Source organism: Variovorax sp. GW821-FHT10D07, assembly GCF_059415325.1.
Window position 1 is genome coordinate 138279 of record NZ_JBWKMZ010000006.1, and the last position, 13400, is coordinate 151678.

At 71.3% G+C, this 13400-nt stretch carries 12 protein-coding genes; 9 read left to right on the plus strand and 3 right to left on the minus strand.

Features of this window, described 5'->3' with window-relative positions:
* Position 1: 1 nt before the first annotated feature.
* Positions 2 to 499, minus strand: coding sequence for a MarR family winged helix-turn-helix transcriptional regulator (locus AC07PU_RS19480; protein ID WP_495319637.1), 498 nt, complete (start codon positions 497 to 499; stop codon positions 2 to 4).
* A 136-nt stretch (positions 500 to 635) separates the two neighbouring features.
* Between AC07PU_RS19480 and AC07PU_RS19485 the strand changes: the two genes are divergently transcribed.
* The 7 genes from AC07PU_RS19485 to AC07PU_RS19515 are packed head-to-tail and all read left to right on the plus strand — an operon-like array spanning position 636 to position 8306.
* Positions 636 to 2078, plus strand: a complete 1443-nt coding sequence (locus AC07PU_RS19485; RefSeq protein WP_495319639.1) for an NAD-dependent succinate-semialdehyde dehydrogenase — start codon at positions 636 to 638, stop codon at positions 2076 to 2078.
* Entirely contained in the window at positions 2075 to 3445 is a 1371-nt protein-coding gene (locus AC07PU_RS19490) for an aminotransferase class III-fold pyridoxal phosphate-dependent enzyme (RefSeq protein ID WP_208511774.1), read from the plus strand. Before AC07PU_RS19485 ends, AC07PU_RS19490 begins: the two co-directional genes overlap by 4 nt.
* Entirely contained in the window at positions 3442 to 4686 is a 1245-nt protein-coding gene (locus tag AC07PU_RS19495) for a Tm-1-like ATP-binding domain-containing protein (protein WP_495319642.1), read from the plus strand. The genes AC07PU_RS19490 and AC07PU_RS19495 overlap by 4 nt, the downstream gene beginning before the upstream one ends.
* The gene (locus AC07PU_RS19500) at positions 4683 to 5357 is read left to right on the plus strand and encodes an HAD-IA family hydrolase (protein ID WP_495319644.1); all 675 of its coding nucleotides are present in this window, start codon (positions 4683 to 4685) and stop codon (positions 5355 to 5357) included. The genes AC07PU_RS19495 and AC07PU_RS19500 overlap by 4 nt, the downstream gene beginning before the upstream one ends.
* Complete coding sequence (locus AC07PU_RS19505; RefSeq protein ID WP_495319646.1) at positions 5354 to 6745, plus strand: transaminase; 1392 nt, start codon at positions 5354 to 5356, stop codon at positions 6743 to 6745. The genes AC07PU_RS19500 and AC07PU_RS19505 overlap by 4 nt, the downstream gene beginning before the upstream one ends.
* The gene (locus AC07PU_RS19510; RefSeq protein ID WP_495319648.1) at positions 6742 to 7536 is read left to right on the plus strand and encodes an SDR family oxidoreductase; all 795 of its coding nucleotides are present in this window, start codon (positions 6742 to 6744) and stop codon (positions 7534 to 7536) included. Before AC07PU_RS19505 ends, AC07PU_RS19510 begins: the two co-directional genes overlap by 4 nt.
* The gene (locus AC07PU_RS19515) at positions 7533 to 8306 is read left to right on the plus strand and encodes an SDR family NAD(P)-dependent oxidoreductase (RefSeq protein WP_093345468.1); all 774 of its coding nucleotides are present in this window, start codon (positions 7533 to 7535) and stop codon (positions 8304 to 8306) included. Before AC07PU_RS19510 ends, AC07PU_RS19515 begins: the two co-directional genes overlap by 4 nt.
* 26 nt (positions 8307 to 8332) lie before the next feature.
* Here AC07PU_RS19515 and AC07PU_RS19520 read toward each other — a convergent pair whose 3' ends face one another.
* Positions 8333 to 9148 (minus strand): hypothetical protein, encoded by an 816-nt coding sequence (locus AC07PU_RS19520; RefSeq protein ID WP_495319650.1) that lies wholly within the window; start codon positions 9146 to 9148, stop codon positions 8333 to 8335.
* A gap of 204 nt (positions 9149 to 9352) precedes the next feature.
* On the opposite strand from AC07PU_RS19520, the gene AC07PU_RS19525 reads away from it, so the two are divergent.
* The gene (locus AC07PU_RS19525; RefSeq protein WP_495319652.1) at positions 9353 to 10012 is read left to right on the plus strand and encodes an HNH endonuclease; all 660 of its coding nucleotides are present in this window, start codon (positions 9353 to 9355) and stop codon (positions 10010 to 10012) included.
* A 105-nt stretch (positions 10013 to 10117) separates the two neighbouring features.
* Here AC07PU_RS19525 and AC07PU_RS19530 read toward each other — a convergent pair whose 3' ends face one another.
* Positions 10118 to 11236 (minus strand): Fic family protein, encoded by a 1119-nt coding sequence (locus AC07PU_RS19530; protein WP_495319654.1) that lies wholly within the window; start codon positions 11234 to 11236, stop codon positions 10118 to 10120.
* A 254-nt stretch (positions 11237 to 11490) separates the two neighbouring features.
* Here AC07PU_RS19530 and AC07PU_RS19535 point away from each other — a divergent pair, with 254 nt between their 5' ends.
* Positions 11491 to 13386, plus strand: coding sequence for a diguanylate cyclase domain-containing protein (locus AC07PU_RS19535; RefSeq protein ID WP_495319656.1), 1896 nt, complete (start codon positions 11491 to 11493; stop codon positions 13384 to 13386).
* The last annotated feature ends 14 nt before the right edge of the window (positions 13387 to 13400 follow it).

Sequence of the window (13400 nt, forward strand, 5' to 3'; positions counted from 1 at the left end):
CCTACTCGAGCTCGCCGCTGGGCTCGAAGCCCGAGGTGCTGTCGAACAGCTTCTGCACCAGGGTCTGCAGCACGCGCCGCTCGTCGGCCGAGAGATGCGCGAACAGCCGCTGCGCGGTGTCGTGCGCGAGCGGCACCATGTCGCGGTAGAGCGCGAGGCCTTCTTCCTCGAGCGAGACGATGACCTTGCGCCGGTCCTCGGCGGAAGGGTGCATGTTGGCCAGGCCGAGGTCGACCAGCCGGTGCTGCGCGCGGCTCACGCGCGCCTTGTCCATGCTGGTCTTGCGCGCGATCTCGAGCGCCGACAGCGCGCCGTACTTGCCGAGCACCACCACGATGCGCCACTCGGGGATCTGCAGCGCGAAGCGGCCGGCGATCGCCTGGCCCACCGATTGGCTCACGCGATTGGCGACCACCGAGAGCTGGAACGGCAGGAAGGTCTCGAGGTCGAAGGCATCGGCGATCGAGCGCGGCGGCGAGGAGGTGCGTGAACGGGGCACGGTGCGAGCGAGGAGGTGAAGGGCGCGGACAGTATAGGAACGCGTTCATGCATCGTGCCCACACAGCGACGATGGACGCACGAGGTTTGCCAGTTTTCGATAACGCGGCAGGGGGTGCGATCCCTATCGTCGCGGCATGGACTATCCCGAACTCGCCCTGCACATCGCCGGCCGATGGCGCACGCAGACCGCAGGCGGCCAACGCGCCGTCGTCGATCCCGCCACCGAAGCCACCCTCGCGCAACTGCCGCTCGCCAGCCGCGACGAACTCGCGCAGGCCGCCGAGTCCGCGCGCCGCGGCTTCGCGCTCTGGCGCGCGAAGAGCGCGCTCGAGCGCTGCAACATCCTGCGCACCGCCGCGCAGACGATCCGCGACCGGGCGAAGGCCATCGCGCAGGTGCTCACGCTCGAACAGGGCAAGCCGCTGGCCGAGGCGCTGCGCGAGGTCACGCTGTCGGCCGACATCGTCGACTTCCAGGCCGAGGAGGCCAAGCGCCTGTACGGCCGGCTGGTGCCGCCGCGCGTCGAGGGCATCCTCTCGCAGGCGGTCACGCGCCAGCCGGTCGGCCCCGTGGCGGCCTTCACGCCGTGGAACTTCCCGGCCAACCTGCCGACGCGCAAGCTCGCGAGCGCACTGGCCGCGGGCTGCAGCGTGGTCATCAAGCCGGCCGAGGAGACGCCGGGCACCTGCATGCTGCTGGTGCGCGCCTTCCTCGACGCGGGCGTGCCGCCCGATGCGCTCAACATGGTGTGCGGCGATCCGGCCGAGGTGTCCTCGTTCCTCATCGACCATCCCGCGATCGCCAAGGTCTCGTTCACCGGCTCGGTCGCGGTGGGCCAGCTGCTCGGCGAACAGGCGGCGCGCCACGTCAAGCGTTTCACGGGCGAGCTCGGCGGCCACGCACCGGTGATCGTCTGCGAGGACGCCGACTTCGCGTTCGCGCTCAGGAACTCGATCGCCGCCAAGTTCCGCAACGCGGGCCAGGTCTGCGCCTCGCCGATCCGCTTCTACCTGCCGCGCGCGCGCTTCGATGAATGGGCCGAGGCCTTCGTGCAGGCCGCGCGCGCGCTGCGCATCGGTGCCGGCAGCGATTCCGCGACACAGATGGGCCCGCTCGCGCATGCGCGCCGCATCGAGGACATGCAGCGCTTCGTCGACGACGCCGTCGACCGCGGCGCGCGGCTGCTGTGTGGCGGCCGGCGCATCGCGCGGCCCGGCTACTTCTTCGAGCCCACGGTGATCGCCGATGCGCCCGACGACAGCCGCGTGATGCGCCAGGAGCCCTTCGGCCCGATTGCGGTGCTGCAGCCCTACGACACGCTCGACGAAGCCATCGCCGCCGCCAACGCCCTGCCCTACGGCCTCGGCGCCTATGCCTTCACGCGCGACCTGCAGACCGCGCACCGCCTGGGCGAAGCGCTCGAGGCCGGCATGGTCGGCATCAACCATTTCGGCGTCTCGCAGCCCGAGATGCCCTTCGGCGGCTGGAAGCAGAGCGGCATCGGCCAGGAGATGGGCGCCGAGGGCCTGCTGCACTACACCGAACTCAAGACCATCACCGTGGGAGTCCCCGCATGACGACAACAGACATCGACGCACTCAAGGAAGACAACGCCCGCTACCTGTGGCACCCCATGGCCCATCCGCAGGCCATGCAGAAGAGCAAGCCCGACATCGTCGCGCGCGGCCAGGGCTGCTGGATCTGGGACGTGGACGGCCACAAGATGCTCGACGGCGTCGGCGGCCTGTGGGCCGCGAACCTGGGCCACAGCAACCGGGCGGTGCGCGACGCGATCGTGGCGCAGCTCGACGAGCTGCCGTTCTACAACGTGTTCCGCGGCACCACGCATCCGCGCGCGATCGAGCTGTCGAAGCGCATCGTGCAGACGATGGAACCCGACGGCGTGGCCGCCGTGTTCTTCAGCAACGGCGGCTCCGACGCGGTGGAGGGCGCGCTCAAGCTCGCGCGCCAGTACTGGAAGCTGCAGGGCCAGGCCGACCGCTACAAGTTCATCGCGCTGCGCCAGGGCTACCACGGCGTGCACTTCGGCGGCATGAGCGTGAACGGCAACCTCAACTTCCGCCGCGCCTACGAGCCCCTGCTGCCCGGCTGCTTCCATGTCGACACGCCATGGCTCTACCGCAATCCCTACACGCAGGACCCCGAGGAACTCGGCGAGATCTGCGCCACCCTGCTCGAGCGCGAGATCCAGTTCCAGGGGCCCGACACCGTGGCCGCTTTCATCGCCGAGCCGATCCAGGGCGCCGGCGGCGTGATCGTGCCGCCGCCCAACTACTGGCCGCGCGTGCGCGAGATCTGCGACAAGTACGGCGTGCTGCTGATCGCCGACGAGGTCGTCACCGGCTTCGGCCGCGGCGGCGCGCTGTTCGGCACGCGGCTGTGGAACGTCAAGGCCGACCTCTGGTGCCTGGCCAAGGGCATCTCCTCGGGCTACGTGCCGCTGGGCGCCACCGCCATCGGCGCCAAGGTGGCCGAGGTCTTCCTCAACGACCCCACGGGCCAGGCCGCGGTGGGCCATGGCTACACCTACAGCGCGCATCCGGTGGCCGCGGCCGCGGCGCTCGCCACGCTCGACCAGATCGAGGCGCTCGACGTGCCCGGCAACGCGGCGCGCGTGGGCGCGCATTTCCAGGCGCGCGTGCGGCCCTTCGTCGACCGGTTCAGCTTCGTCGGCGACGTGCGCGGCATGGGCCTGATGCTGGGCATCGAGATGGTGGCCGACAAGGCCACGCGCACCACGCTGCCGCGCGGCAACCCGATCGCCGCGAAGGTGGCGCAGGCGGCCTATCGGCGCGGGCTGATGGTGCGCATCTCGGGCCCGAACCTGATCCTGTCGCCGCCGCTGGTGATCACGCGCGAGGAGGTCGACTACATGGTCGATGCGCTCGAGGGCGCCTTCGCCGACGTGGAAGCCACGCTGTGAGCAAGGTGCCGACCGTCCTGCTGATCGGCACCGCCGACACCAAGAGCGCCGAGCTGCTGTTCATGCGCGAGTGCATCGAGGCCGGCGGCGGCCACGTGGCGGTGATGGACGTTGGCGTGCTCGACGGCGCGCCCTTCGTGCCCGAGATCACGAATGCCGAAGTGGCCGCGGCCGCCGGCCGCAGCGTGGCCGAGGTGGCGGCCAGCGGCGACGAGAACAGCGCCATGACCCTGATGGCGCGCGGCGCCGCGAAGCTGGCCGCGCGCTGGCATGCCGAGGGCCGCATCGACGGCCTGCTGGCGCTCGGCGGCACCATGGGCACCGACCTCGCGCTCGAGGTGGCGCAGGCGCTGCCGCTGGGCGTGCCGAAGGTGGTGGTCTCGACCATCGCCTACTCGCACCTGCTGCCGCCCGAACGCATCCCGCCCGACCTGATCATGGTGCTGTGGGCCGGCGGCCTCTACGGCCTCAACAGCCTGTGCCGCTCGGCGCTGAGCCAGGCCGCGGGCGCGGTGCTCGGCGCCTGCCGCCAGGCGCGTGCGCCGGCCTTCGAGCGGCCGCTGGTCGGCATGACCTCGCTGGGCTCGAGCGCGCTGACCTACATGAAGACGCTCAAGCCCGCGCTCGAGGCGCGCGGCTACGAGGTCGCGGTGTTCCACACCACCGGCATGGGCGGTCGCGCCTTCGAGGCGCTGGCCGCCGAGGGCCGCTTCTGCGCCGTGATGGACTTCAGCCTGCAGGAACTGGCGAACCAGCTCGGCGGCTCCTGCGTGACCGCGGGGCCCGACCGGCTGCTCGGCGCCGGCCGCGCGGGCACGCCGCAGATCGTGGCGCCGGGCGCCATCGACATGCTCGACTTCCCGGCCTGGCAACCCACGCCCCAAGGCCTCGAAGGCCGGCCGGCCCACACGCACAACCGGCTGCTGGCCTCGGCGCTCAGCGCACCCGCTTTCCGGCGCGGCGTGGCGACCGAGATCGCGAGCCGCCTGGCGCGCGCGGAAGGCGCCACCTGCGTGCTGCTGCCGCTGCAGGGCATCGAGGGTTGGGACCGGCCCGGCGAACCGCTGCACGATCCCGAGGGCCTGGCCGCCTTCACCGCCGCGCTGCGCGACAGCGTCGGCGCCACGCGCATGATCGAGCTCAACGCGCACATCAACGACGCCGCCTTCTGCGAGGCCGCGCTGCAGGTGTTCGATGCCTGGGTCGCCGACGGCACCGTGCCCGCGGGGAGGCCGGCATGAGCTCAACGCAAGCACTGGTGCTCGACTTCGGCGGCGTCATCAGCCGCACGCTGTTCGAGACCCACGCACTGACCGAGGAAGCGCTCGCGCTGCCGCGCGGCACGCTGACCTGGCGCGGCCCCTTCGACCTCGCGAGCGATCCGCTGTGGCGCGACATGCAGGCCGACAAGCTCTCGGAGCGCGACTACTGGATGGCGCGCACGCGCGAGGTCGGCGCGCTGGTGGGCGAGCGCTGGGACGCGATGGAGACCTTCGTGCAACGCGCGCGCGGCGCCGATCCCGAGGCCGCGATCCGCCCCGAGGCGCTGGCCGCCATCGAGGCCGCGCGCCACTCGGGCTGCCGACTCGCGATCCTCTCGAACGAGCTCGACCTGTTCTACGGCGCCGACTTCCGCCGCCGCCTGCCCTTCATGGCGGCCTTCGACGTGGTGGTCGACGCCACCCACACCGGCATCCTCAAGCCCGATGCGCGCGCCTATCGACAGTGCCTCGATGAACTCGGCCTGCCGGCCGAGGCCTGCGTGTTCGTCGACGACCAGCTGCGCAACATCGCCGGCGCCGAGCGCGTGGGCCTGCGCTGCGTGCACTTCGACGTGATGCAGCCCGCCGCGAGCTACGCGCAGGCTCTCGCGCTGCTCGGCATTCCCTCTTCCTCTTCGCAACGACCATGACCCCGACCTTCGAACCCACCGTGCCGCGCGAACGCGTGCAGGCCCTGATGCGCGCCGAGCAGGAGCGCTACGCGCGCACCCATGCGCGATCCGGCGAACTCTTCGCGCAAGGCCAGCAGGCCTGGCTCTACGGCGCGCCCTCGCACTGGATGCGTCGCTGGATCGGCGGCTGGCCGCTCTACGTGCAGGACGCGAAGCTGCCCTACGGCGCGCGCTTCGTCGACGTCGACGGCCACGGCTATGCCGACTTCTGCCTCGGCGACACCGGCGGCATGTGCGGCCATGGCCACCCCGCGGTGGTCGAGGCGCTGGCGCGGCAGGCGCGCATCGGCAGCTCGCTGATGCTGCCCACCGACGACGCGGCCTGGGTCGGCGAGGAACTCGCGCGCCGCTTCGGCCTGCCCTACTGGAACCTCACGACCTCGGCCTCGGACGCCAACCGCGCCTGCATCCGGCTCGCGCGCATGGTCACGGGCCGGCCGCGCGTGCTGGTGTTCTCGGGCTGCTACCACGGCTCGGTGGAAGAGGCGCACGTCGAGCTGCGCGACGGCGCGGTCGCGATGCGCAACGACATCCACCCCAACGGCTTCCCGCACGACCGCCTGTCGGCCGTGGTCGAGTTCAACGACCTGCCCGCGCTCGAACGCGCGCTGCGCGCGGGCGACGTGGCCTGCGTGCTGGCCGAGCCGGCCATGACCAACTACGGCATGATCGCGCCCGCGCCCGGCTTCCACGATGCGCTGCGCCGCCTCACGCGCGAGACCGGCACCCTGCTGGTCATCGACGAGACCCACACCATTTCGAGCGGCCCCGGCGGCTACACGCGCGCGCACGGCCTCGCGCCCGACATGTTCGTGATCGGCAAGGCCATCGCCGGTGGCATTCCCGCCGCGGCCTTCGGCCTCAGTGCCGAGACCGCTGAGCGCGTGTGGCAGGTGCTGCCCAAGCTGCATCCCACCAAGCGGCAGTCGGCGCATGCCGGCTTCGGCGGCACGCTCGCCGGCAATGCGCTCACCGTGGCCGTGATGCGCGCGGTGCTGTCGCAGGTGCTGACGCCCGAGGCCTTCGATCGCATGCTCGCGCTCGCCGAGCGGCTGGCCGATGGCGTGAACGCGAGCATCGCCAGGGCCGGCCTGCCCTGGCACGCGACCCAGGTCGGCGCGCGCGTCGAGACCCTGTTTAGCCCCGATGCGCCGCGCAACGCCGCCGACGTGCGGCGCACGCGCGACGGCGAGCTCGAGGCGCTGCTGCACCTCTACATGATGAACCGCGGCGTGCTGATCACGCCCTTCCACAACATGATGCTGTGCTGCCCCGGCACCACCGCGCGCGAAGTGGACGAGCACGATGCGGCCTTCGCCGATTTCGCGCGGGAGTGCAGTGCATGAGCGGCAACGATCCCTTCGGTCTGCAGGGCAAGGTCGCGCTGGTCACCGGCGGCGGACGCGGCATCGGCGCCGCGATCGCGCAAGCCTTCGCCGAGGCCGGCGCCTCGGTGCTCATCGCCAACCGCACCGGCAGCGCCGGCGAGGCCGTGGCGGCCGCGCTGCGCGCGCACGGCTTCGCCGTGCAGGCACTGGCCTGCGACATCGGCCGGCGCGACGAGGCCGAGCGCGCGGTGGCCGAGGCGGTGCGCGTCTTCGGCGCGCTCGACATCGTGGTCCACAACGCCGCCGTCAATCCCTGGGCCGCCATCGACGCGATGAGCGACGAACAGCTCGAGCGCACGCTGGCCGTGAACCTCAAGGCCTGCTTCTGGCTCGCGCAGGCCGCCGTGCCGCACCTGCGCGCGCGCGGCGGCGGACGGCTGCTCGTCACCTCCTCCGTGACCGGCCCGCGCGTCGCCATGCCCGGCAGCGCCCACTACGCGGCCAGCAAGGCCGGCGTCAACGGCTTCATCCGCAGTGCCGCGCTCGAGTACGCGCGCGAGGGCATCACCGTCAACGGCGTCGAGCCCGGCTACATCGCCAAGCAGGGCGGCTCGCTGCTGTCCGATCCCGCGAAGGCCGCGCGCATCGCGCGCCACATCCCGATCGGCGAGCTGGGCCGGCCCGAGGACATCGCCCTGGCGATGCGCTTCCTGGCGAGCCCCGCCGCGCGCTACATCACCGGGCAGACTATCGTGGTCGACGGCGGATCGACCCTGCCAGAGAGTCCCTTCTTCGCGGAGCAGGCATGAGCAGCGGCAGGCTGCAAGGCAAGGCCTGCCTCGTCGTCGGCGCCGCGAGCGGCATCGGCGCCGCCGTGGCCGCGCGCTTCGCGAGCGAGGGCGCGCGCGTCGCGGTCGCCGGCTGGCCGCGGCCGCAGCCGGTGGGCGACGGCCCCGCGCTCGACTGCGACGTGACCGACGACGACGCCGTGCGCGCGACCGTGACCACGGTGATCTCGGCCTTCGGCCGCATCGACGTGCTCGTGAACTGCGCCGGCATCGTGCGCAACGACGACGCGGCCGACATCGACGACGCGGACTGGCGGCGGCTGCACGAGGTCAACCTCGGCGGCACCATGCGCTGCCAGCGCGCGGTGCTGCCGGGCATGGTGGCGCAAGGCGGCGGCGCGATCGTCAACATCGCCTCGGTGGCGGCCTTCAATGCCGGTGCCGGTATGGCGAGCTACGCCGCCAGCAAGGCCGGCGTGGTCGCGCTCACGCGCTCGGCCGCGCAGGCTTATGGGCCGCGCGGCGTGCGCGTCAATGCGCTGTGCCCCGGCTGGGTCGACACGCCGATGAGCCGGCAGGAGATGCGCGACCTGGCTGCCGAGCGCGGCATCTCCGAGGAAGCCGCGCATGCACAGACCGTGGCGCGCATCGCGCTCGGGCGCATGGCCTCGGCCGAGGAGATGGCGGCCGCGTGCCTGTTCCTCGCGAGCGACGAGGCGTCGTTCGTGACGGGTGCGGCGCTGGTGGCCGATGGGGGCGCGCGGGTGCCGGCTTCGGCGCGCTCGGCGTAAAGCCGGAACGCGCTCGCCGACCCGCGCTAGCGGATTTCCTGGCAGCCGCCGGCAACGCACCTGACGAGCAACGCATAGCCGCTGTCGCAGGCGATGGTGAAGGTCTCGTCGTTGGCGCCGCGCCCCACGAAGCTGGCCTGCGGCGCCGCATGGCAGCTGCGCTGCCGCGCGAAGTCTTCCGCGCTCGCGATGTTGAGCGGCGAGGCGGGCTCGACCGCCGCGGGCGGTGGCGCGGGCCGGCTCGGCGCCGGCCGCACGGGTGCCGCCGCGACGCGCGGCGGACTCGTCGCCGGCGCCGCTGTCGCGAGCGGTGCCGCCTGCAATGGCGGCGCTGCGGCAGCGGGCAGCCCGGTCGGCGGATCCTGCGCCGCCCGCACGAAGGTGCCGGGGGTCGGACCGTCGCCGCGGTTCTCGATGCGGTCGAACAGCCGTTCCTGGCCGAACACCAGCTGCATCCAGCTCGGATAGCTGAAGCCGCCGCCGGTGCCCGCGTCCACCGCCACGCCGATCAGGCCGCCGATCATGATGTTGCCCACCATGCCCACGTTGGCACGCGAGATGGCTTGCCCCACGGCCGCCGGATGGTTCGGGTGCGTGCAGCGCACCATCAGGTTCCCGCCCGAGCGGCGGACCTTGGTGTCGACGCCCGATGGCGCACTGGCCGTGCCCTTGTCGTTGGACATCTGGCAGTCCGCCTGGGTCACGACCTCGCCCGCCTCCGTGCGGGTTTCCAGCTTCACGTTCTGCTCCGTGCCATGGGTGATCGATGCGCAGCCGGCCAGCCAGCCGCTCAGCACCACCACGCTCGCGAGTCCCCACCTCCGAATACCGGTCATCGTCATGTCATCTCCTCCAGTGTTGTTCTATCGCGCGGCGGAGGATAGCCGGTGGGTGCGGGCTTGGCTTGCCTATCGCGCGGCATGTCGCGTGGATGCCGCACTCTTGAGCCCGGCTTTCCAGCCAAGGGAAAACACTCGAGCCAGATCCGTGGCGCGCGTGCGCACTGGCTGCATGGCGAGCAACAATCGGTCGAAGGAGGACACAGCGTGTCGAGCGACTTCGAAGAATTCATCCAACGCGAGGCCGACTATCGCGCCTGGCTCGCAGAGCACCCCGATGGCTTCGTGCTGAATGCGCGGCGCAATCCCAAGGCTTCCTACATGCAGCTGCACACGGCGAAGTGCAGCACTGTGACGCGGTATCAGCCGCATGTGAGAGCGGACGCATTCACGGGCGGCGACTACATCAAGGTCTGCGCCGACCTCCCCGATGCGCTGCTGCCCTGGATGGCCCTCCATGGAGCCCGAAACTTCTCGACCTTGTGCAGCCGCTGCAAACCCGACGTGTCGAGCATCGACCAGGCGGCCACCCAGGAGGCACTGCTGCAGGCACGGGCCCGCGAGTTGATGGCGGCACCCGAGCAACTGCAGCAAGAACTGGTGGAGGTCTCGAGCGAGCCGCCCCCTTACTTCTATGCGCGGACCAAGGTCTTCAAGCGCAGTCCGGCCGTGGTCGCCGCCGTCCTTCTCCGAGCGAAGGGAAGCTGCGAAAGGTGCAGGGCCAGCGCTCCGTTTCTCAGAGCCGCCGACAAGGCGCCGTATCTCGAGGTCCATCACAAGGTCCGGCTGGCCGATGGCGGCGTCGACCATCCGGCCAACGCGTTGGCGCTTTGTCCGAACTGCCACCGAGAGGTCCATTTCGGTTGAAAGGGTCCAACTGCGCTGGAAATGCTGTCCAGCTAGCGTTTGCCTCTGGCCGCGCTCGCCTTTGCCGGCGGCCTGCGATCGATCGACGCAGCCGATGCAAAGGCTTCAGAGCTCCATCAGCTCATAACCGGTACTGCGCCCACCTCCCACCGACTTCTTCAGAACCCCCAACGCCAGCAACTGCGTGATGTCGCGCAGCGCCGTGTCCGGCGAGCACTTGGCGATGGCGGCCCACTTGCTGCTGGTGAGCTTGCCTTCGAAGCCGTCGAGCAGGCGGTTGAGCAGCTTCGCCTGACGTTCGTTCACCGGTGTACCGGCCCAGCGCTGCCAGAAGCGCGCCTTGGCCAGCACGCCGTCGAGCGTGAGCTGCGCGCTGGCGGTGGCCCGGCCCAGGGTGCCGAGGAACCAGGCCAGCCATGCGGTGACATCGAGCGAGCCCTTCTGGGTGCGCTCGAGGATGTCGTAGTAGGCCTTGCGCTCGCGCTGGATCTGCGCCGACAGGCTGTAGAAGCGCTGCCCCGCGCCATCGGCACGGGCGAGGAACAGGTCGCCGACGGCGCGCGCGATGCGGCCGTTGCCGTCGTCGAAGGGATGCAGGGTGACGAACCACAGGTGCGCCAGGCCCGCCTTGAGGAGGGCGGGTTCGTCCGTCTCCCGGTTGGCCCAGGCCAGGAACGCTTCCACCTGCGCGGGCAGCATGTCCGCGGGCGGCGCCTCGAAGTGGACCTTGCGGCGATTCACCGGGCCGGAGACGACCTGCATCGGACCGGTCGCGTCATCGCGCCAACAGCCCACGGCGATCTTCGACAGGCCCGAATAGCCGGTCGGGAACAGTGCCGCGTGCCAGCCGAACAGGCGGTTGGCGCTCAGGGGTTGGCCACTGCGCGAGGTGGCGTCGAGCACCATCTCGACCACACCTTCCACATGCCGGTCCACGGGCGCCAGCGCGCCGATGTCGAGCCCGAGCCGGCGCGCGATCGACGACCGGACCGAGGCCACGTCCAACACCTCGCCCTCGATCTCGCTGGTCTTGACCACGTCGTCGGTCAGCGCCGCCAGGCTGGCCTGGTCGCGCAGCGCGAGCCCCACGTCGGCCAGGCGACCGAGCAAGGTGCCCTGGGCGCGGCTGACATCGGCCAGGGGCTGGGCCAGGGCGGGCAGGTCATAGCGCCACCGGGGCCAGTCGTCGGCCTGCCAGATGTAGATGTTTTCTCCGCTATTCATGCGGAGATTAGACGCCGGATTCGCCGCAGTAGCAAATTATTCACCGCAGAATTTGCGGCGAATGGGTCATTCAATCACCGCACGAAATGGCGGGAACGCCTTCGATCCGGCCTCCCTCGGGAAGACTCCCAAGCCGTTCGTCGGCCACCCGTGGCAACCAGGCCACGTCCCGCCCCACCCACCGAAGTCCGTAGGACACAATTGCAAACTTCTTCATTCATGCCGCCTGGCAGCGGCGCGTCTCCGTTCGCCCCATGTCCCTGGTATCCGCGTTCGTCCGGTCTCGCGCCTTCGAGGATGAGGACGGACCGGCACGCCCACGCGCCGCGCACCGCAGGCCCTGCCGGCACTGGCTGCTGGCGCTGTGGCTGCTGCTCGCCGCGCTGACCCCGGCCCTCGGCGCACCGCCGCCCGGCAGCCAGCAACCGGTGCTCACGCTCTCGCGCCAGGCCGCCGGCCTGCCCGCGGTGCTGCAGCTCCAGTTCTTCGAGGACACGACCCGTGCCCTGCACATCGACGAGGTCCGCACCCCGGCCCACGAGGCGCGCTTCACCCTGCCCGACCAGCCGCTGCGCGGCCAGGAATCCGACCGGGTGCTGTGGTTCAAGCTGCAGATGCAGCTGCAGGACCCGGCCGATGCGGCGCGCGAATGGCTGATGCTGGTGCCCACGGTGTCGACGCGCGACATCCGCTTCTACGGCCCCTTCGACACCACCGGCCACGCCCTGGCCGAGCCGGTGGTCACCGGCATGCGCCACCCCTGGGCCACGCGGCCGGCCGCCTCCGAGCAGATGGCCTGGCGCTTCGAGCTGCCGGGGCCGGGCGTCTACACGGTGTACTTTCGCGTCGAGTCGACCTTCGCGCGCATCTACGACGTGACGCTCTGGGACCCGGCCGACTACCTGCAGTCGACGCAGGACAAGCGCATGTTCGACGGTGTCAGCTACGGCCTGCTGCTCGGGCTCACGGTCTATGGCCTGGTGCTGTTCGTGGTGTTCGGCGAGGCGCTCTATGCCTACTACATGCTGGCCTGCCTCTGCGGCCTGCTGGCGCTCGCGAGCATCAACGGCCATGCACTGCGCTATCCCTTCGCCCACTGGCCGGCCGGCGCCGGCTTCGCCTACACGGCCGGGCCCGCGCTGTGGGCGCTGTGCAAGCTGCAGTTCGGCCGGCGGCTGCTGCGGCTGTCGCACTTCGCGCCGCTGCTCGACCGGCTGGTGCAGGCCTTCTCGGTCGCGCTGCTGCTGGCCATTCCCTACGCGCACTGGGGCGCGCATCCGCTGATCACCTTCCGGCTGGTGCAGATGTCGGTGGTGGCCTCGACGGCGGTGATGGTGATCGGCGCGATGTTCGCGATCCGCCGGCGCTACTGGCCGGCCGTGCTCTATTGCATCGGGGTCGGGCTGCTGCTGGCGGGCATCGGCGCGATCGTGTTCGCGAGCTGGGGCTGGATCGAATGGGCACCCGGCCAGATGAACGTCTCGCAGGCGGCGCTGGTGGCCGAGCTGGTGGTGTTCGCGGTGGCGATGGCCTCGCGGCTGCGGCTGGTGCTGCGCTCCGAGCAGGCGCTGACGGCGCGCACGCAGCAGCTGGTGGAAGCGCTGGGCACCGACGCGCTGACCGGCGCCGCCAGCCGCGCCGGCCTGGAGAGCCGCGGCGAGGAATGGCTGCGCAACGGCCAGCCCTTCGCGCTGATGCTGCTCGACCTCGACGGCTTCAAGGAGGTCAACGACGGCCATGGCCACGCGGTCGGCGACGCGGTGCTGGTGCAGACGGTGGCGCGGCTGCGCTCGCAACTGCGCGCGAGCGACACGGTGGCGCGCCTGGGCGGCGACGAGTTCGCGATCCTGGTGCCGGGCCGGCCCTCGCGCGAGGCGCTCGCGCAGATGGCGCGCCGCATCGTCGACGCCGGCCTGCAGCCCATCGAGGCCGATGGCGCCGAAGTGTCGGTCGGCATGAGCCTGGGCATCGCCTGCAATCCCGAGGACGGCCGCACGCTGGCACAGTTGCTGCGTTGCGCCGATCAGGCGATGTACCGCGTCAAGCAGCAGCGCCAGGGACCGGGCTTCGCCTTCTTCGGCGACACGCACGCGGGCCCGGCGCGCCCCACCCAGGCCGGGCCGCTGGCCGGCGGAACGGGCATCGCCTGATGCGCCCGCCCACG